We start from the raw sequence: 19,134 nt of genomic DNA, 5'->3' as shown, positions 1-19,134 counted from the left end.
CCGTCTCCCCAGTCGCTGCCGGCAGCAGCCTCATTTCATTCGCCGCATCATCGTTACGGCTGGTTATGGTTGTCGCGGCACGTCATATGTCTCGAGTTTCACGCCCCGAAAAACGCCCACAGTAGCACGCGCCGGCGGTTCGGGTGTGACATATTTGACTACTTCCTTAACAACTTCACGCGCTTCGGGTGCCGACACCACCGCCGGAGCCGGCTTCACCTTGCTCAAATCGTCGAGACGGCTTCCCACCCGTTCCACGGCCTGGGTCAAGCCGGCTATCTTGTCGTCGGCGCGTTTGCGCTCCTCCGCGGCCGCGGCTTGCTCCGCTGCCTTCTTGTCGAGTTCGGCCTGCCTTCTGGCGACGTCGGCCGCCGTTTCGCCGGTCAGGTCGGAAAGCGTTACGCGTTGGGTCGTCTCGCCCTGGCTGGCTGCTGCCTGGCGAAGCGCCAGCGACAATTGGCCCGCCCCTGCCGCGAGAGTCAGTTTCTGCGCATCCTTGGTGCTGGCCTCGAGCGTCACCGACTTCACCACCGTCGGATTGTCCTTGCTCACATCGGCCACCTGGTCGACGGCGAGCACCTTCATGCTCTGCAGTAGCACGTCGACAAAACTCTTGTCCGCGCCATCGTCTCCGCGCGTGGTCTGCGTCAGCAATACATCGACCCGGTCACCCGGGAAGACGAAGCCGGCGACGCCAAGCACGTCGTTGACGCGAATGGATACGGCTTTCATCCCTTCGCCGAGCACCGCCGAAAGCGTGGCACGCTGGCCGGGGCCGGTGATTTTGCTGGCAAGGACGGGTTCGTTTGCGCTGATCGCTTGCAGCGCCTGCCTTGTGCCTTCTCCGGCCAGGGCATCCTTGGTCGTTTTGAACGCGCCTGCCGGTATTGCGCCGGCCGGCCACGGAATTTCGCGCAGCTTGTCCGCGCTAAGTGTGTCGCCGAATTTCAGCGGCATTGCCGCCACCACGACCGTGTCGTCGCCCTGGTTGCCATTCGACTGTGCCATCGCACTGCGTTGATTGGCCAGCCAGATGTTGGCAAGCACAACAGCCAGCACGCCGAACACGCCGGCGAGAACAATCATGATTAGTGTATTGGCGCGCATCTTCCCACCCCAAATCGCCCCCCAAGGGCGATGCTAGTTTTTTCGTGATGCAGAATGCCCCGAGTCGGGACCGAGCGATCCCGACCCAGGAGTTTATGGTTACGGTGTGCAATCGCCGCCGGCGCCGCCACCGGCCGTAACACCCTTGGTGTTGAGGTTGTGGCAGAGACCGGTGAACTGATCACCAACCCAACCGCCGATAGCAAGGATTGCGAGCAGCGAAACGGCGGCGATGATACCGACGAGGATGGAATATTCGACCATGGCAGCGCCGTTTTCGTCGTCGCGGAACTGCCGGGTCATCGTCATGAGCTTCTTCATGATAATTTCTCCCTTTGGAGGTTTGAACCCGACGAGACAGAGCCAAGGATGAAATCCATACCCAAGCATCCCCCGTCATCTCAATCCTAGGTCCCGCAAAAAAGCAGAGTCAAACGGATTAACAGTTCCTTAACCTTCCAATACCTGACCCGAGGCCGAGTTGAGTTTTACAACAGCTTGATTCGATTAATTTTTCAAGCTCCTTAACCATTCGTTCACAATTTGGCCATACATCCGAATTCGGTATCGCTAAATTAGTCAATATGCATAATCCTTTATATATAAGGGCTTACGGAAGGGTATCGACCCGACGTGGCTCATTACGATCGTTCATGTTCCGTGAGGGGGCGGGCCGATTGCCGGGTCTCGACGCGTTGCCAAATAAAAACGTTTTTTTTGCGCTTCTTGTTAACTATGCCGTAAGTATTGGCTGGTCGCGACCTCGCTCGGCGCTTGTGCCACGCGTGGTTAACAGTTAGTTTCCGTGTCGCAAATTTAGCGGGGGCTAAGGCATCGTGGTGGGCCGGTTGGCAATGGGCGGGGAGCAGGTGGTTATGCAGGTGTCGCATCTTGGATGCGATGTGACTGCTGATTTGCCTCACGCCAGACCCACGGGATGTTCAGAGTATAAATCGGCTCAAGGCAGTGCGGCAATTTTTCGGGGCCGTCAGCTCACTGCGTTTGTTTTGGCCTTGCTCGCAGGGCTCGCGGCTGCAGTCTTGATCTGGTACCCGTTTTCGACCGTAAGCGTAGAGCCGGTTCTTTGGCCTCGCACTGCCATCGCAGCATTGCCCATGGTCCTGATGTGGGTTGCGCTTGGCGCGATGCGTTACCAACTTCGCAAAACTCCCTTTCGCTATCGCGACATGTTGAGCGATGTCGCAAGCAGGCTCCAGAATCTGATCGTGACATTGAGCGTAATCACTCTCTTCTCGATCGAAATTTTGTTGTTGTCCTATTTGGCAACCGCAACCAGCCGTCCTTTGATGGACGTATATCTGGCCGCGGGCGACGCTGCCCTGGGCTTCGATTGGGTGGCATATGTCGGGCGGCTGAATGAACATCCTTGGATCGTGTCGGTACTTTCGTCCGCCTATTTCAGCCTGAAGGTTCAGTTTCTTCTGTTGCCAGCCATCCTTGCCTTGACCGCCCGCTCGGGCCGGCTAAAGGAATTCGCCGCGCATTTTGGGCTGGCCGGTTGTTTGACCTGCCTGATCATGATGGTGGTGCCGGCGGCGGGAACTTTCGATTTCTACCATCCTTCGCCGGATCTTTTGAGTTCTTTTGGTCCCGGTGCCTCGGCGCGGCACCTTGAACAACTCCACGCACTTCGAATGTTGAAGCCGTTCCTGATCCAGAATCCGGAGGGTCTTGTGACCTTCCCATCGTTCCACTCTGCACTGGCTGCGATATTTGTCTATTCCGTGCGAGGCATTCGTTACGTGGCGTTCCCCGTCTATCTGTTGAACGCCATGCTGATACTCGCCGCGCTGCCAGAAGGCGGTCACTACCTTGTCGATATTCTTGCGGGATTCGCGGTCGCCGCCGTCTCGATTCAAGCGGTCCGTTTGATTGCCAAACTCGAGACTCGGCAACAAACTGGTTACGAAGATGCGCAATCATCGGAGCGGCAGGCCTGATCATGACCTTACTTAACTATGGAATGAGCCGTCTCACGAACTCCTTGTGGCCAGTCAGTAGTATCCGTTAGTATCCGTTCAGCGGCATTGGGGACTTAGAAGATGCTAGGTCGTTTCATCAAGGGACCGAGTGAGACGCGGGCGCTGCAGGAGCCGGCGCCCGTAGCGGTGATGCCCAGCGTTCCGTCTCCAGCGACGGTGGTCGCCGAGGGCGCGGACGCCTTCCTAACGCTCAAGGTCGAGCTTCATCGCCACCTGATCGATCGCTTCAATCTGACCGCTCTTGAAAGTGCGTCCAAGGATGAGATCCTGAATGAGATCCGGCCGATCGTTCGCGAGTTCGTACGCCTTCGAAACGTGCCGCTGAATGCCCGCGAACTCGATCAGCTGACCAGCGACACGGCCGACGAGATGCTGGGGCTCGGGCCGATCGAGCCGCTGCTCAAGGACGATTCCATCACCGATATCCTGATCAACACCCACAAGCGCGTCTTCATAGAGCGGCGTGGCTTGGTTGAAGAGACGGCAATCCGGTTTCGTGATGAGGCGCATCTGCTGCGCGTCATCAACAAGATCGTCTCCGCCATCGGCCGCCGCGTCGATGAATCGTCGCCGATGGTCGATGCGCGGCTGGAGGATGGCTCGCGCGTCAACATCGCCGTGCGGCCTATCTCGGTTGACGGCCCATTGGTGTCAATCCGCAAATTCTCGAAGAATCCTTATTCGCTTGAACGCCTGATGGCGCTCAACTCGATCAAGCAGCCGATGATCGACCTGTTGCGGATCGCCGTGCAGGCGCGCAAATCGATCCTGGTGTCAGGCGGCACCGGCAGCGGCAAGACGACCTTGCTGAATGCGCTGTCGAGCTACATCCCGTCCAGGGAGCGCCTGATCACCATCGAGGATGCTGCGGAACTGCAACTGCAGCAGCCGCATGTCGGCCGGCTGGAGACACGCCCGCCCAGTGTTGAGGGGAAAGGCGAGGTTCGCCAGCGCGAGCTGGTCAAGAACGCTCTGCGCATGCGCCCCGATCGCATCATCGTCGGCGAGGTGCGCGGCGAGGAAGCCTTCGACATGCTGCAGGCGATGAACACCGGCCACGAAGGTTCGATGACCACCATCCACGCCAACACCCCGCGCGATGGGATCTCGCGGCTGGAGCAGATGGTCGGCATGGCCGGCATGCCGATGACGCACGAGTCCATTCGGGCGCAAATTGCTTCCGCCATCGACATCATCGTGCAGACGCAAAGACTATCGGACGGCGGCAGGCGCGTGACATCGATTTCGGAAATCACCGGAATGGAGGGCAATGTCGTGCAATTGCAGGAAATCTATCATTTCGTGCGGCGCGATGTCGCCGCCGACGGTACGATCATCGGCGAATTTCGTGCCACCGGTGTCAGGCCCCGATTCGCGGCGGAAGCGGCAACGCTAGGGCACCATTTCAGCAAGGACGCCTTCAATCCGCAGGTTGCGCTCTGATGCCGTCCGGCCAGACATTGCTCTATTTTATCTACGTCCTGGCGGCGGCGTCGGTCATCCTCGCCGGTGAGGCCCTGTATCTTTCCTATTCCGGTCGCCGTGCCGCGGTCGGCGCCATCAATCGTCGGTTGAGGCGATTGTCTGATGAAGTTCCGGCGGAACGGACTTTGCAAAACCTGCTGCGCGAGCGCGGGCTGACGGAATCGGGAGACTTTCTTTTTGGGCTGGTCGCACTGAACAGGCTCTATACCCAATCCGGCATCACCGGAAACCCGCTGACATTCGCTGGAATATTTATCTGTGCCGGGTTGGCATTGGCGCTGCTGCTGTCGTTCCTCTTCCATTTGTCGGCAATACTGGCACTCGTTGTATTCATGATTGTCGGGTTTGCGTTGCCCCTATTCATGCTTCGCCGCGCGCGCAGAAAGCGAATCCTGAAGTTCGCGACGCAACTCCCGAATGCTCTCGACATGATCGTGCGCTCGCTGCGTGCCGGACATCCGGCCTCAGTGGCCATTGGCCTTGTGGCGCGCGAGATGCCTGATCCCCTGGGCACGGAGTTCGGCATCGTCTCCGACGAGATCACCTTTGGTCTAAGCATTGAACAGGCAGTGCGAAAGCTGTCTCAGCGCGTCGGATTCGAGGGTCTTCACCTGCTTTCCATAGCGCTCTCCATTCAGTCCAAGACCGGTGGCAATCTTACCGAAATTCTGGCTAATCTTTCCTCGGTTCTGCGTGAGCGGCAGAAGTTGCGAATGAAGATCAGAGCGCTTTCGTCCGAGGGGCGGGTCTCAGCCTGGATCATCTCGCTGTTTCCAATAGTGATGTTCTTGGTCCTTCAGCTCATTGCCCCGTCATATTATGGCAAGGTATGGCACAACCCGCTGATTATGCCCGTGTTTTTGGGCTTTGGCACATGGGCTCTATTGGGGGACTACATCATGTATCGAATGGTCAACTTCGACTTCTGAGGAGCGTGCGATCAACCTGCTTTCCAACACCAACGACCTGAGCTTTCTGGTCTCCGTCGCTGTTTTCGTAGCTGCGGTGGCCCTTTTCCTGTTTGGCGCGCTTGTCTTCTTGCCGGCTCTGCAGACGCGAAAGCTCGTCGCGCGAAGCCTCATGGCCGAAGGTGCGGTCAACCATCGATCGCTCGCGGGTCAAGAACAGTTGGTCAAGATCGCAGCGCAACGGCCGGTCGACGCCTACTTTCGAACGATGGAGAAGGAGCGCCAGGAGCCGAGTGCGCTTGAAGCAAAGCTGTTCCGCGCCGGCTTCTATCAAGCGAGCGCTCCATTGATCTATACGCTGTCGCGACTCGGCGTGGTATGTATCGGATTTTTGGCTGCCTACGCACTTCTGCCGCGCGTGTTGCCACCGCATCTGCCCGGGTTCGTCGGCCTTGCCGGCTCAGCCCTGCTGGGATTGGCGTGCTTGGTGATTCCGAGCATTCTGCTCGATCGCTTTGAGAAGGCGCAGAAGGAAACCTACCGTCGTGGGTTCCCGGATTTCATGGATATGATGATCACCTGCGCCGACGCCGGCATGAGCCTGGAGGCAGCGGTCGAGCGAGTTGGCTCGGAGTTGGCCGGCACCCATAAATGGTTGGGCATCCAGCTTGCGATCATGAACCTGCAATTGCGCGCGGGAAAGCCCTTGCGCGAGGCGCTGCGCGAGCTCGCGGACCGCATTGGGCTTGAAGAAGCAAGGGCGCTGGCCGTATTGTTCCGGCAATCGGAAGAGCTGGGCACCAGCCTCACGGATGCACTGCGCGTCTACAGCGATGAGATGCGAGGGCAGAGAATTCTGAGCGCGGAGGAGAAAGCCAACGCACTGCCCGTGAAAATGATGATTCCATTGGGGCTGTGTATCTTTCCGGTCGTGCTGATGGTTATCATGTTGCCGGTCATCATCCGGATGAAGGGGATTTTCTTCTAGTTGCGTCTATGCTTTGGTCCTAATGTGAGTCGGGGGACCCTCGAGGGGAACTAACTATATGAAGAGGCTTATCGCTGTCGCAGCCTGCCTGTTGACGGTAGTACTTGCCGGCTGTCAGACGGACGCCACCGACGGTGTCGTCCGCACGAACGAGCCGTCGAAGGGTGATGTGACGTCCTTCGGCGATGCTTTCGACGGGCTGAAGACGGTCAGCGATGTCGAATATCACGCCTCGGACCAGGCCGTGGCCGAAGCCAAGAACCAGTTCCGCGCGGAAAACTACGGCAATGCCGGCGCCTTGTTTTTCAAGGCGACGCAACTGTCGCCCAATGACGGCAACGCGTGGATGGGGTTGGCTGCCTGCAGCGACCGGATCCACCGCTTCGATCTCGCCGACCGGGCCTATGCCCGAGCCCTCAAGTTGGTTGGCCCTACGGCGGAATATTACAACAATGTCGGCTATTCCTACCTGCTGCGCGGCAAGCTGCAGGACGCACGCAGCAATTTCCTCAAGGCTTACGAACTGGCGCCCAAAGATCCGACTGTCGCCAACAATCTGAAGCTGCTGTCATCCAGCGTGCAGAATATCGAGCGCTAGCATGCTGCTGGTCGAATCGCTTCTGCTGAAAGCGCTCGCCATCCCTCTGCTGGCAAGGATTGCCTGGATCGACTTCACCACCCAGAAGATCGCCAATCGCGACGTGCTGCTGCTGCTCTGCCTGGGGGCGGGGAGCATGCTGCTGCTGTCGCTCCAATCCGGATCGTGGTTCGACATGGGGCTGAGCGCCATGGCCGGACTTGTTTTGTTCGCTGCGCTGCTCCCGTTCTGGGCGCTGCGCAAGATCGGCGCCGGCGATGTCAAATTAATGGCTGTCGTGCCCTTCCTGATCGGCGGCCGCGATTTCATTGTGTTTTCAGTGCTGCTCCTGGTTTTCGCCCTCACCACCGCGGCGATTGTGAAAAGACCCTTCATGCTGCCTGCGGGCGCTTTTCGGCTCATTATCCAGCATTTGGACCGCAAGGGCGTGGTGCCATTCGGAGTGCCGATCTCGATGGCCGCGATCTGTACGATAGCGTTCCTGATCTACAAAAGTTTGGTGATGACGACCAACTCTGGAATCCTCGATCAGCTTAATTGAACCTCGACAGTCCGTTCCGCCGTCGGAAACGTGCCATCTTTGCCTGATGGGCCGGCGGCATTCCATGTGCGAATGCAGGGCTTGGAGATGATAGCCAGCAAAATGGCCGTATACCTCTATATTAGCTTGTGCTAACGTATAGAGGTCGCAGCCCCAACACACCCCAGTGACCCCCCGGTGCTGCGATTACCGAGCGCCGGCAAACATGCGCTCACGAGACTCTCCAGTTGCCGGCGCTCGGTCTCCTCGGGTGACGACGCGGGCGTGCAGCAACGCTTTCCGCCGCGCGGGTCTCGTTTTGCAATTTTGACAGACAAAGATCCGTCATAGCGCGCCGTCAAGGCATATTAGTTCATGCTTGCATTGATGTCCAAAAACTGGAACTGTTCGTGCGGGGTAGAAATCATGCGATAGGGCGAAAGACAACCGGGTCGATGCTTCCCGGAATCTTTCGAGGGCGAATGTATTTTCCACAGTTTCTGGTGGGAGCAACGGCGGCTTTGGCCGTCATCTTTGGCTGGATCTACAGCGTCACGGGCTCGTTTTGGGTCTCGTTCGCGTGGACAGTCATCAGCGCCGTCGTGCTGCAGGTGGGGTATTTCGCCTGCCTGCTCGTCATGATTTTCCGCCGCGTCGATGAAACAACCGATGCCGATCGAGCGGTTCAGAAGAAGTCAGATGGAGCGTTTCCCGCCAAACGCGACGGTATCTCCTTCTAAGGCAATCCCGGACGGAAAACCGTTTCACACCTTCCTGGAATAGCTCCAACCCAGTCATGGTCTGTCGTGGCAAAGCCGGGCGGCACAATCGCGGATTACTTCGCGATGTCTTCACCGAAGCTGTCTTTCATCGCGCGCAGGATGATGACGGCCGAGGCCGCTCCCGGGTCCATGTGCCCCAGGGATCGCTCTCCCAGCCGTGCCGCCCTTCCGCGGGCTGCGACCATGGATCGTGTCGAATTTGCGCCGGCTTCCGCGGCCTCCAGGATGCTGGCCCACATTTCCCGGCTACCGACTGCGCGGGCACGTGCGCCGACGGCAGCTTCCGTTGCTGGGATCCAGGCATCCAGCATCGTCTTGTCGCCGCGCTGGCCTTTGCCGCGCTCCTTGATGCCGGTCGTCATGGCCTCGACGATCGCCGCCTGGTCGGCAGCCGAGAGCCGTTCATCTTGTTTGAGGGCTTGTGCTGCTCTTCGGAACGCTGCCGCATAAAGCGGCCCCGTCGAGGCGCCGACGGCATCGAGAAAGGCCGACGCGGCAGCGGTGAAAACGTCCGACGCAAGCATGTGGTCGAGGTCGAGCTTGGCCAGCTCGGCGTTCACCGCCATGAAGCCGAGCGACATGGTGATGCCATGGTCGGCATCGCCGATGGCGCCATCCAGATCCGAGAGGTGATCCTTTCCCGCCTCGATCGCAATGGAGATGCGATAAAACATCCTGCTCAGGCGTCGCGCCGCATTGTCCGACATCGTGTTCCTCCCAGTTCAAGCAGGATGCGACCCATCGTCGATCGGCGCATATTCGTATCTCAGCCGACCCGCAGGACAGCCGTGTCGCAAGGATGATGCAACAGTTCCGTCAACTCGTTGTCGAGGTGCAAGACCGTTACCGACGCACCGACCATGTCGAGCGATGTGCAATAATGCCCCACCCAGTTCGCCTCTATGGTGATGTCCTTGGCGCTCAATCGCTGTGCGACGCGCCTGAACAGGATGTAGAGCTCCATCAGCGGCGTGGCGCCGAATGAATTGATCAGCACCGCGACACGGTCGCCCGTTGCCGGCTTCATTTCCGAAAAGATGCGGTCCATGATCCGGTCCGTGATCGCGTCGGCGCTCATCATCCTTTCGCGGATGACGCCGGGCTCGCCATGGATACCCATGCCGATCTCGATGTCGTCGGGGCCGATCTCGAAATTGTGGCGACGGGTCTGCGGCATGGAGCAAGGCTCCAGCGCAACGCCCATGGTGAAAGTCCGTGCGTTGGCCTTGCGCGTCACGGCCTCGCAGGCGTCGAGCGACAAGCCGCGGTCACAGGCTGCGCCGGCGATCTTGAACATGAAGAAGTTGCCAGCAACGCCGCGGCGGCCCTCCCTGTCCTCGATCGGCGACGAGGCGATGTCGTCGGTCGTCACCACCGTGCGGACCTCGATGTTGTTTTCCGCCGCGATCTCGGCCGCCATTTCGAAGTTCATCACGTCGCCGGCATAGTTGCCGTAGACGAACAGCACGCCTTGCCCACCCGACGCGGCATTGGCGCACTGGAAGATCGTGCCGGGAGGCGGTGACGAAAAGATGTTGCCGACGGCCACGGCATCGGCGAGCCCCTTGCCGACATAGCCGAGAAAGCAGGGCTCGTGCCCCGTGCCGCCGCCGATCACCAGCCCGACTTTCCCGGGCCTCGGCCCCGTGCGGGCAACGAGAGCACGATGCGAACCCTTGATCGGCTCGATATAGGCGGCGTGGGCCCTCACCACGCCGTCAAGCATCTCCTCCACGACATCGTCGGGGTCGTTGAGGAACTTCTTGATATGGGTGCGGAAGTTGCTGGGCAAAGCCACGGCGTTGTCGAGCCTTGGGCGTTGCGAGAGCTTCTGGTCGAGCTCCGTCACCCCGTCGGCATTGAGGATGCCGCGGCCGGTGGCGGCGTCGGTGATGAGCACGTTGACGTAGCCGCCGCGCAGCGCGGCAAGGATTGCCGGCACCTTGTCGAAACCGCCGGCGACCGCAATGCGCAGGCCGATCGCCTTCAGCCTGTCGAGCGATATCCCGATCGTACGGTCGTCGAGCGGGCCGGCCACCGGATTGCCCTGTCCGTCGATGAAGCGGCCGGCGACGACACCCACGGCATCCTTGGCGAGGTACTGTTGAAGGGAGACCGATTCGAAGAAGCCGCTGGTGTGGATCGTTGAGTTCGGGCGCAGGGAAGAGATGCCGAAAAGCGCCTTGTTGGCTTTGGCAAGCGCCTCGAACTGGCTTTCGATCAGCGTCTCGCGCAACAGCATGTCGCGAACCTCGGCCGTCGAAACGACCGCTGGCGCGGTGATGTTGATCAGCTTCCCATCCACGGCGCCGGCAATGGCGGCCGCGCACAGTTCCGGCGTATAGGCAAAACTCGCACGAGTGCCTCCGGTCGCCTGAACGACGGTGACGTCCTGGAGGCCGGGCACGGAGGCCTGCTCCCCGATCGCCAACACAGTTCGTCCCCAGGCAACGGCAAGCGTGTCGCCGGATTTCAAAAGCTTGGCAAGCGCCTGCGCCGCAGCCCCGCCAAGACGATCGATCAGCGGGCGCGCATTGTCGTCGCTTGGCACGACCAGGCAGTCATGCAACCCGAAGTGACGCTTGAGCTCCTGCGCGACGGAGAGCGAACTCAGCCGTGACGGCTCGAGCGAAATGTTGACGATCCCGCGGGCGCGGGCATCGGCCAGATAGCTGTTTACCGTCGCCCGCGAAATGCCCATGATGTCGGCGATGTCGCCTTGCGTCATGCGATCTTCGTAATAGAGCCAGCAGGCCCAGACATAGGGGTCGTCACCGTAGCGCAGCGGGATGGGTTCGGTGCCGGCCTCGCCGTTCTTCCGCGCCGATGATGCCTTGACGGTCATGCTACCTGGTTTCCCCGAATCCAAAATCGCTCGCCAAGATGAGCGCAAACGGGCGAACTCTCAATCTTGCTCCGCTCCCGGCTGGAAGATCAGCCGGGAGCCATTGCTCGGGAGGAGCATTCTTCAAAATTCAACGCACCGCGGTCGCGGACTGCTGCAGTTTCTGCTTGGCGCCGAGCGCCAGGGCTTTCAGGATCAGCGCGCAGGATGTGGCGCCGGCGTCGAGGACGCCGAGCGATCGTTCACCCAGGCGGCTGGCGCGGCCGATCTTGGCCACAAGGTCCTTGGTGCCGTCGCGGCCCTTTTCGGCCGCGGCAACCAGGGCATCCAGCGCGTCCGGAAATGGCTTCCCGTCGGCGTTGGAGGCGTCGAAGGCGTCGATGGCCGGGACGAGCGTGTCGAGAAGCGTCTTGTCGCCAACCTTGGCCGACCCGATGGCCTGGATGCCGTCGAGACCGTTGGTGAGCATGGTGCTAAAAGTCTTCGCATCGATTGACGATGAGTGTTCGATCGTCTCGGCGAATTGCGTGAACATGACGCCATAGAGCGGACCCATGGAGCCACCGATCTCGGTCATCAGCACGGTGCCCAGCGTATCGAAGGCGGTGGCCAGCGACATGTCGTTGCCCCTGATCCTCTCCGCGGCCATGCCGAAGCCCTTGGCCATGTTGACGCCGTGGTCGCCGTCACCGATCTTGCCGTCGATCTCGCTCAGATAGGCCCGGTTTTCGATGATCCGGTCCGCCACCGAAAGAACGATGTCGCCAGCGGAAGCGTTGTCAAAGTGCTGCATTCGCCTGTCTCCTAGAAACTTGCGGGACAATCGACATCGACATCCAGCAGCCTTTTCAGTTCGGCGTCGAGCGCCATGACCGTGAGTGTGGCGCCGACCATTTCCAACGAGGTGAAATAGTTGCCGATATAGGTCTGGTGGATGCTCAGCCCTCGCGCGGTGATCTCCTGTTCGATCGTATCGTTGAGGATGTAGAGTTCGTTGACCGGGGTTGCGCCGAGGCCGGAGACAAGGACCGCAACTTCCGTTCCGGCTGCAAGGTCATGGTCATCGAGGACGATCTTGACCATCTCCCGTGCTATCTCGGCAGCGGGCTTCAGCGGTTCGACCCGGACACCCGGTTCACCGTGATGACCGATGCCGACTTCCATCGTGCCCGGCTCGATCGAGAAGTTGGGATGTCCCACGGCGGGCAGCGTACACGGGCCAAGGCCAACGCCAATCGAGCGGCAGTTGTCGATCGCCGTTTGCGCTGTCGCCCGCACCTCCGCGAGACCGGCACCTTCCGCGGCCTTGGCGCCCGCGCATTTCCACATGAAGATCTCGCCGGCAACGCCTCGGCGCTTGTCGCGTTCATCCGGCCCTGCCGAGCACACATCGTCGTTGGCAACGACGGTTGCGATCTCGATGCCTTCCTTGGCCGCGAGTTTGATCGCCATCTTCACATTCATGTTGTCGCCGGCGTAGTTGCCATAGAGGCAGACGACACCCTTGCCGCCATCTGCCTCGCGCGCGGCGTCGAGGAAGCTCTTTGCCGTTGGTGACGAAAACAGCTCGCCGACCGCAACCGCATCCAGCATATTGCGTCCCGTATAGCCGATGAAGGCAGGCTCGTGGCCGGAGCCACCCCCGGTGATCACGCCGACCTTGCCGCTGACCGGCGCATGACGGGCGACGATGACACGGGGATTGCTGCCAAGCCTGACGATATCGGCATGCGCCTTGACGAAGCCCTTGACCGTATCCTCGACGACCTCGTCGGGATTGTTGATAAACCGCTGCATTGTTGCTCCAATCCTGCGCCGCTCAGATTATGGTGTAGCCGCCGTCGACCAGAAGGTCGGCCCCGTTGATCATGTCGGCGCCGTTCGATGCCAGGAACACCGCTGCGGCGGCTATTTCCTCCGGAAAGGCAAAGCGGCCGGTCGGGATGCGCTGCTTCAGCGCCTCGCCGCGCGGACCGTGCCATGCCTTTCGGCCAAGGTCGGTCAGCACCACTGTCGGCGAAATCGTATTGACCGTGATGCCATGCTTGCCCCATTCGGCGGCAAGCGTCTTGGACAGGCCGATGACACCGAATTTCGAGGCGCAGTAGGCGACGTGCTGGTCGATCGCGACGGTGCCGGCCTGCGAAGCCATGTTGATGATCTTGCCGCCCCTGCCGGCTTTGATCAGGACGCGCCCGGCGGCCTGGGAGACGAGGAAAGTTCCCTTGAGATTGATGGCGATGGTCTTGTCCCAGGCATCGAGGCTGAGCTCCTCGGCCGGAGCAAGGATGGCAACGCCGGCGCTGTTGACGACGATGTCGATATGGCCGAAAGCCGCTTGCGCCGCGGCAAACACGGCCTCCACGGATTTCGGATCGGACACATCGCAGACGAAGAACTTGGCACCGTTGCCGAGTTCGTCGGCCTTCGATCTCGCAACCGATTCATTGATGTCGATCACTCCGACGGTAGCGCCTTTCAAGGCAAATGCCGATGCAATGGCACTGCCGATGCCGGAGGCGCCGCCGGTGATCAGGGCGACTTTGCCGCCAAGTGAAAAATTGAGATCGACCTGTATTGAATCAGTCATGGTTCTCTTCCCGGCCTGTTGGAAAGTGGGGTGTGCAAGTCGGCACACCCCACGGCTGAATTACTTGCGTGTCGCAAGAAGCTTGTCGACGTTTTCCGCCGTCACCGGCGTCCACGGCACATTGTAGATCTTCTCCTTGCCGTCCTTCCACGGCATGTCCTTGTAGGTTGCCCAAATGTCGGACTGGGGTTTGTAGTCACCCTTCTTGGCATTGAAGATGGCGAGATCGAGCGCCCCTTGTGCCTGGGCACGTGCGTCCTGAAGGATCGACGTCATCTCGCCGTTCTTGACGGCGTGGAGCGCGTCGGTGATGCCGTCGATGCCGGCAATGGCAAAGCTCTTCGTATCAAGGCCGGCGGCCTTGATCGCCTCGATGGCGCCGAGGGCCATTTCGTCGTTTTGGCCAATCACGCCATTGATCTGCTTGGGGTGGGCGGTGAGCCAGTTTTCCATCAGCGTCTGGGCTTCAGCGCGCGACCAGTTCGCCGTCTGATCTTCGAGGATCTTGACATCCGGGCACTCGGCAAGCGCCTTCTTGTTGCCTTCGAGGCGAGAAATCTGCGCCGACTGACCGACCGGCCCCTCGAGAATGACGACGTTGCCCTTGCAGCCGATCTTGTCGAGCACGGTCTTGGCTTCCATGTAGCCCGAGATCGTGTCGTCGGACCCGACATAGGAGGCCAGGAGATCGGAATTGACGCGGGTGTTGGAGCCGACAACCGGGATGCCGGCATCGGCGGCCGACTGCACGGCGGCCGCGCCTGCATCGACGTCAATCGGTGCGAAGATGATCGCATTGTACTTCTGCGTGACCATTGTCTTGAACTGGTCCTGCTGGACCAGGGCATCATAGCGGCCGTCGAAAACCGTCAGTTCGACTTCACCGCTCTTGACGGCAGGGTGCTCCTGAAGCGCTGCAGCCCAGATCTGCATGAACTCCGCATTCAACCCGTAAGGTGCTGCGCCGATCTTGATCTTCTCCTGCGCCACGGCCGACGAGGCCAGCAGCGCGGTCGCGGACGCGAGCGCTATCATCAATGTTTTCATTTCGTACCTCCACTTTAAGTGAGCGACCGACATGGTTCGCCTATCAACGGACACGCGGTGTGCAGGTCCGATCCCGGAGGGGCTTTGGGTCCGATGCTCTAAGCCCCGTAGTTTCTCTTCTGATCAAGCATCACGGCGCCAACGATCAGGGCGCCCTTGAGAACTTGCTGGTAGTAGGATTGGATACCCATCAGATCGAGGCCGTTGTTCATGACGCCGATGATCAGCGCGCCAATCAGCGTGCCGGTCACCCGGCCCACCCCTCCTGAAAGACTGGTTCCCCCGATCACCACCGCGGCGATCGCGTCCAGCTCATAGGCAATACCGGCCTGGGGCAGTGCGGAGCCGGTGCGGGCGCTGAGCAGCATTCCGGCGAGGCCGGCAAGACCGCCGGAGACGACATAGACGACGAACTGTATGCGGGTAATGTTGATGCCCGAGGTTCTGGCAGCGTGGGGGTTGCCGCCGACGGCATAGATGTAGCGGCCGAAGCGGGTCCGGTTGAGGATCCACCAGGAGACGGCAAACACGACAGCCAGAATGACGACCGGGGCCGGGATGCCAAGGATGTCGCCTGTGCCGATCCAGCGAAACGCCGGCGTCAGCGCGGGAACAGGCCGGCCTCCGCCATAGATGAGGGTCAGCCCGCGTGCGGCCGACAGCATGCCCAGCGTCGCCACAAAGGCCGGCACCGAAAAGCGCGACACGATGACACCCGAAACGGCGCCGCAGGCAACGCCGACCAAAAGACCGATGCCGAGGCCGAAGACGACTGGATAGGGTGAACCGGGAATCCCGGCGGTCGCGGACGTGGTCACGAAACTGGCGCTGATGAGACCGGCAAGCGCGACCACGGAGCCGACCGAGAGGTCGATGCCGCGGGTCAGGATGACGAAGGTCATGCCGATGGCGAGGACACCATTGATCGACGTCTGCAGCAGCACGTTCGAGATGTTGCCAGCTGTCAAGAAGAACTCGTTGGAGACCGACAGAACCGCAACCAGGATCAGGAAGGCAAAGAAGATACCGTATTCCTGAATGAGCAGCCGGCGCTGCTCCGAACCGAGCCAGCTTTTTGCGTTCTCGTTGTTTCCAACCGACATCATTGACTCCTCTGCCGCCGGACGAACACCCTGCCCCTGCTCAGGTTGATAGGTGGACGAGTGATTGGGCATCCGTTTCCTCCCGGCTGTAGATCCCGGCGCTCTTGCCGGCGCGCATCACCATGATGCGGTCCGACATGCCGAGAACTTCGTCGATTTCCGACGAGATCATCACGACCGTGCCGCCGGCGGCGGCGAAGTCACTGATGATCCGATAGATTTCACGCTTGGCCCCGACATCGACGCCGCGGGTCGGTTCGTCCAAAAGCAGGACCTTCGGGTTGCGAAGGAACCATTTTGCCAGCACCACCTTCTGTTGGTTGCCGCCTGAAAGGCCGGAAACCGGCATCGTGTCGCGCGCCGCCTTGATCTGGAATTTTTCCCGCATGTCGCGGCTTGCTTGCGCCTCCCGCGGCCGATCCATGCTGAAGGCGGGGCTCATTTCCGGCAGGCTCGCCATGCAGATGTTGGCGCGCACGGAATCGGAGAGATTGAGGCCGGTCAGCTTGCGGTCTTCGGTGACCAGCGCCAGCCCGTGCGCCATGGCATCGGCCGACTTGGAAATGGTGACCTTGGCACCGTCGAGCTTGATGCTTCCTGCCGAAGGCTTGTCGAGCCCGAAGAGGCAGTTGAAGATCTCCGTCCGCCCGGCCCCCATCAGGCCGTAAATGCCGAAAATCTCACCCTTTCGTGCGGTGAAGGAGATATCCTCGATCTTGTTCGGGCAGGTGAGCGCGGTAACCTCGAGAACGGTTTCCAAGGTGGGCGTGTTGGTCTTGATGTATTCCTCGGACAGTTCGCGGCCGACAATCATGCGGATCAGGTTGTGCCGATCGATATCTGCAAGCGCCCCGCTGCCGACATAGGCGCCGTCACGGAAGACCGTGTAGGAATCGGCGATCTGGAAGATCTCCGACAGCCGGTGAGAAACGTAGACGATACCGCGGCCCTGGGCCTGCAGGCGGCGGATCGCGGCAAAGAGGTGCTGCGCCTCCCGCTCGCCGATCGCCGATGTCGGCTCATCCATGAAGATGACCTCGGCGTCGTGGCTGAGCGCCTTGGCGATCTCGACGAGCTGCATCTGCGCGACGGAGAGGTTCATCATGTATTGTGTGGCTCGAATATCGAACTCGAGATCGTCCAGCAGCTTTTGCGCCGACCGGTTCATCGCGCGGAAATCGATGCCTCCGAACCGCGCGGAAGGCTCGCGGCCGAGGTAGATGTTCTCCGCGACCGTCATGTGAGGGACGGGGCTGAGTTCCTGTTCGATAATGGCGATGCCCGAGGCCAATGCGTCGGCCGGGCTTGCGAATTCCACATCCTTGCCGCGGCGGCGGATTGAGCCGGCATCGCGCTTGAAGATACCCATCAGTATCTTGAGAAAGGTCGACTTGCCGGCGCCATTGCCGCCGCAGAGCGCGTGAACCGTGCCGGCGCGAAGTTGAAAGCGGCCCTCGCGCAAGGCAGTGACGCCACCAAAGGACTTCTTCAGCCCTTCCACCTCCAGCAAAAATTCCACGTCGGCTCTCCTCCCAAGGGCGCTCGACACCCCTCCTTGGCGCGAGCTGATCGACACGAATGATCTCTGTTCTAGATGTCGATTTTTACAATAGTCGATTAGCACTCGACAAATGTCAAGCTGTGGGCGAAACTATGAATGCCAACCGTTGGCCGCGGATGGAATGCACCCGCTGACGCCCAGGACCCAGGCGCCAGACGGCGCATCCGCGGCACAGAATCTGAAAGGAAGTGAGCCCATGAAGATCGCTATCGGCGCCGACAGTGCGGGAAAGCCGCTTCTGGATGTGATTGCGGCGCATCTGGCCGGAAAGACCGGCATGACGCTAACGGATTTCAGTCAGCCGGGCTTTTACGCCGACATAGCGCAGACGGTTGCTCGAAAGGTGGTTGAAGGTGAATTCGACCGCGGTTTGCTGTTTTGTGGAACCGGCATCGGTGTTTCGATTTCCGCCAACAAGGTGCCGGGCATACGCGCCGCACTGACCCACGATACCTACTCGGCCGAACGGGCCGCCAAGTCCAACAATGCTCAGATCATCACGATGGGCGCGCGCGTGATCGGCCCGGAGCTGGCGAAGGCGATTGTCGACAAGTATCTGGCGTCCGACTTCGATCCCACCGGGCCTTCAGCCGAGAACGTCAAGGCGGTCGATCGTCTTGATGAGATCAAGCGCTAGAGAAACGAAGGGCCGCGCGCGAATTCTCGTGGTTTGGGATCAGTAGGTGGCGCGGCCGCCGGAGAGATCGAATACCGACGCGGTGGTGAAGCTGTTCTCCTTCGAGACCAGCCAGGCGACCATGTTCGCCGCCTCGTCGACTTCGAGGAACCGTGCGCGCGGGATCTTGGCCAGCATGTAGTCGATATGTTCCTGTTTCAACTGGTCGAAGATCGGCGTGCGCGCCGCAGCCGGCGTGATGCAGTTGACCGCTATGTCGTAGCCGGCAAGCTCCTTGCCCAGTGACTTGGTCAGCCCGATGACGCCTGCTTTGGACGCCGAGTAGGCCGAAGCGTTGGGGTTGCCTTCCTTGCCTGCGATCGAGGCGATGTTGACAATGCGGCCGTAGTTGCGCGCCTTCATGGCAGGCACGACAGCGCGGTTGACATGAAAGGTTCCGTTGAGATTGATATCGATGACGCGCCGCCAGGCATCGAGCGGATACTCTTCGAGCGTGTGATTGGGCCCGGCTATTCCCGCCGAATTGACCAGGATCGAGACGGCCCCGCTCTCGTTTTCGGTGCGGGCGTGCGCCGCAAGCACCGCCTCGGCATCGGTGATGTCGACGAGGACGCCCTTGACTGCGTCCCCGAGGCCGGCAACGGCCACCTCTAGCCCTGCCTTGTTCATATCCCACAGGCTCACCCTTGCGCCCGATGCGACCATCCGCCTGGCAAAGGCCAGGCCCAGCCCTTGCGCTCCGCCGGTAACGACGGCGACCTGTCCTTCAAGATCGATTTTGTTCATTGCGTTCAATCCCTGGCGATCGATATGCGGCCACACGACGGCGCGCCCGGTTTGGCATGGAAATCGCCGACCGGGCACTGCCGAACCCCCTCGTCTAACGCGGCGGCCTGACGCTTGTTTTGTGCGGGCGGGCAGTATCGACATTTTCAGGCAGCTGAGCCCGACGTCAATGGT

Annotated in this window: 20 protein-coding genes; 8 read left to right on the top strand and 12 right to left on the bottom strand. The window is 60.4% G+C overall.

All coding sequences use genetic code 11. From position 1 onward, the window contains the following. Positions 1 to 63 precede the first annotated feature (63 nt). Both cpaB and AC0ZT5_RS20280 read right to left on the bottom strand, forming a co-directional pair. Positions 64 to 1,107, bottom strand: coding sequence for a Flp pilus assembly protein CpaB (gene cpaB / locus AC0ZT5_RS20285; protein ID WP_488497861.1), 1,044 nt, complete (start codon positions 1,105 to 1,107; stop codon positions 64 to 66). Positions 1,108 to 1,206: 99 nt separating this feature from the next. Then, complete coding sequence (locus tag AC0ZT5_RS20280) at positions 1,207 to 1,428, bottom strand: Flp family type IVb pilin (protein WP_488497860.1); 222 nt, start codon at positions 1,426 to 1,428, stop codon at positions 1,207 to 1,209. A 794-nt stretch (positions 1,429 to 2,222) separates the two neighbouring features. On the opposite strand from AC0ZT5_RS20280, the gene AC0ZT5_RS20275 reads away from it, so the two are divergent. The 3 genes from AC0ZT5_RS20275 to AC0ZT5_RS20265 all read left to right on the top strand — a co-directional run bounded on the left by AC0ZT5_RS20275 (position 2,223) and on the right by AC0ZT5_RS20265 (position 5,524). Beyond that, complete coding sequence (locus tag AC0ZT5_RS20275) at positions 2,223 to 3,068, top strand: phosphatase PAP2 family protein (protein ID WP_488497859.1); 846 nt, start codon at positions 2,223 to 2,225, stop codon at positions 3,066 to 3,068. A gap of 102 nt (positions 3,069 to 3,170) precedes the next feature. Beyond that, positions 3,171 to 4,553 (top strand): TadA family conjugal transfer-associated ATPase, encoded by a 1,383-nt coding sequence (locus AC0ZT5_RS20270; RefSeq protein ID WP_488497858.1) that lies wholly within the window; start codon positions 3,171 to 3,173, stop codon positions 4,551 to 4,553. Next, positions 4,553 to 5,524, top strand: a complete 972-nt coding sequence (locus AC0ZT5_RS20265; RefSeq protein WP_488497857.1) for a type II secretion system F family protein — start codon at positions 4,553 to 4,555, stop codon at positions 5,522 to 5,524. The genes AC0ZT5_RS20270 and AC0ZT5_RS20265 overlap by 1 nt, the downstream gene beginning before the upstream one ends. Here AC0ZT5_RS20265 and AC0ZT5_RS20260 read toward each other — a convergent pair. Next, a complete protein-coding gene (locus AC0ZT5_RS20260; RefSeq protein ID WP_488497856.1) occupies positions 5,508 to 5,699 on the bottom strand; it encodes a hypothetical protein in 192 nt (63 codons plus the stop codon). The two genes, AC0ZT5_RS20265 and AC0ZT5_RS20260, sit on opposite strands and share 17 nt — an antisense overlap. Between AC0ZT5_RS20260 and AC0ZT5_RS20255 the strand changes: the two genes are divergently transcribed. The 4 genes from AC0ZT5_RS20255 to AC0ZT5_RS20240 all read left to right on the top strand — a co-directional run bounded on the left by AC0ZT5_RS20255 (position 5,676) and on the right by AC0ZT5_RS20240 (position 8,349). Next, positions 5,676 to 6,491, top strand: a complete 816-nt coding sequence (locus AC0ZT5_RS20255) for a type II secretion system F family protein (protein WP_488497855.1) — start codon at positions 5,676 to 5,678, stop codon at positions 6,489 to 6,491. The two genes, AC0ZT5_RS20260 and AC0ZT5_RS20255, sit on opposite strands and share 24 nt — an antisense overlap. Positions 6,492 to 6,549: 58 nt before the next feature. After that, positions 6,550 to 7,089, top strand: coding sequence for a tetratricopeptide repeat protein (locus AC0ZT5_RS20250; protein WP_488497854.1), 540 nt, complete (start codon positions 6,550 to 6,552; stop codon positions 7,087 to 7,089). 1 nt (position 7,090) lies between these two features. Beyond that, positions 7,091 to 7,630, top strand: a complete 540-nt coding sequence (locus AC0ZT5_RS20245) for an A24 family peptidase (RefSeq protein WP_488497853.1) — start codon at positions 7,091 to 7,093, stop codon at positions 7,628 to 7,630. Positions 7,631 to 8,091: 461 nt separating this feature from the next. Beyond that, positions 8,092 to 8,349 (top strand): exopolysaccharide production repressor protein, encoded by a 258-nt coding sequence (locus AC0ZT5_RS20240; protein WP_488497852.1) that lies wholly within the window; start codon positions 8,092 to 8,094, stop codon positions 8,347 to 8,349. Positions 8,350 to 8,444: 95 nt separating this feature from the next. On the opposite strand, the gene dhaL (AC0ZT5_RS20235) is transcribed toward AC0ZT5_RS20240, so the two are convergent. From dhaL (AC0ZT5_RS20235) to AC0ZT5_RS20200, 8 genes are all read right to left on the bottom strand, one after another. Continuing rightward, on the bottom strand, positions 8,445 to 9,098 hold the full coding sequence (dhaL, locus tag AC0ZT5_RS20235) for a dihydroxyacetone kinase subunit DhaL (protein ID WP_488497851.1): 654 nt from the start codon (positions 9,096 to 9,098) through the stop codon (positions 8,445 to 8,447). Between the two features lie 59 nt (positions 9,099 to 9,157). Then, positions 9,158 to 11,236, bottom strand: coding sequence for a bifunctional sugar-binding transcriptional regulator/dihydroxyacetone kinase subunit DhaK (locus AC0ZT5_RS20230; protein ID WP_488497850.1), 2,079 nt, complete (start codon positions 11,234 to 11,236; stop codon positions 9,158 to 9,160). A 130-nt stretch (positions 11,237 to 11,366) separates the two neighbouring features. Beyond that, positions 11,367 to 12,029 carry a dihydroxyacetone kinase subunit DhaL gene (gene dhaL / locus AC0ZT5_RS20225; RefSeq protein ID WP_488497849.1) on the bottom strand — a complete coding sequence of 221 codons (663 nt, stop codon included), beginning with the start codon at positions 12,027 to 12,029 and terminating at the stop codon, positions 11,367 to 11,369. A gap of 11 nt (positions 12,030 to 12,040) precedes the next feature. Beyond that, a complete protein-coding gene (locus tag AC0ZT5_RS20220; RefSeq protein ID WP_488497848.1) occupies positions 12,041 to 13,033 on the bottom strand; it encodes a dihydroxyacetone kinase subunit DhaK in 993 nt (330 codons plus the stop codon). Positions 13,034 to 13,055: 22 nt separating this feature from the next. Continuing rightward, positions 13,056 to 13,826 carry an SDR family oxidoreductase gene (locus AC0ZT5_RS20215; protein WP_488497847.1) on the bottom strand — a complete coding sequence of 257 codons (771 nt, stop codon included), beginning with the start codon at positions 13,824 to 13,826 and terminating at the stop codon, positions 13,056 to 13,058. Positions 13,827 to 13,886: 60 nt separating this feature from the next. Further along, complete coding sequence (locus AC0ZT5_RS20210) at positions 13,887 to 14,873, bottom strand: substrate-binding domain-containing protein (RefSeq protein ID WP_488497846.1); 987 nt, start codon at positions 14,871 to 14,873, stop codon at positions 13,887 to 13,889. Between the two features lie 98 nt (positions 14,874 to 14,971). Then, positions 14,972 to 15,976: an ABC transporter permease gene (locus AC0ZT5_RS20205; protein ID WP_488497845.1), complete on the bottom strand. Its 1,005-nt coding sequence runs from the start codon at positions 15,974 to 15,976 to the stop codon at positions 14,972 to 14,974. Between the two features lie 40 nt (positions 15,977 to 16,016). Then, positions 16,017 to 17,495, bottom strand: coding sequence for a sugar ABC transporter ATP-binding protein (locus tag AC0ZT5_RS20200; RefSeq protein ID WP_488497844.1), 1,479 nt, complete (start codon positions 17,493 to 17,495; stop codon positions 16,017 to 16,019). Positions 17,496 to 17,733: 238 nt separating this feature from the next. On the opposite strand from AC0ZT5_RS20200, the gene derI reads away from it, so the two are divergent. Then, positions 17,734 to 18,174: a D-erythrulose-4-phosphate isomerase gene (gene derI, locus AC0ZT5_RS20195; RefSeq protein ID WP_488497843.1), complete on the top strand. Its 441-nt coding sequence runs from the start codon at positions 17,734 to 17,736 to the stop codon at positions 18,172 to 18,174. A gap of 39 nt (positions 18,175 to 18,213) precedes the next feature. On the opposite strand, the gene AC0ZT5_RS20190 is transcribed toward derI, so the two are convergent. Beyond that, the gene (locus AC0ZT5_RS20190; RefSeq protein WP_488497842.1) at positions 18,214 to 18,960 is read right to left on the bottom strand and encodes an SDR family NAD(P)-dependent oxidoreductase; all 747 of its coding nucleotides are present in this window, start codon (positions 18,958 to 18,960) and stop codon (positions 18,214 to 18,216) included. Positions 18,961 to 19,134: the final 174 nt, after the last annotated feature.

It is taken from the genome of Mesorhizobium sp. CNPSo 4670, assembly GCF_057784235.1.
Note: the sequence above shows the minus strand (reverse complement) of the source record. Positions and strands in the feature narration are given on the sequence as shown.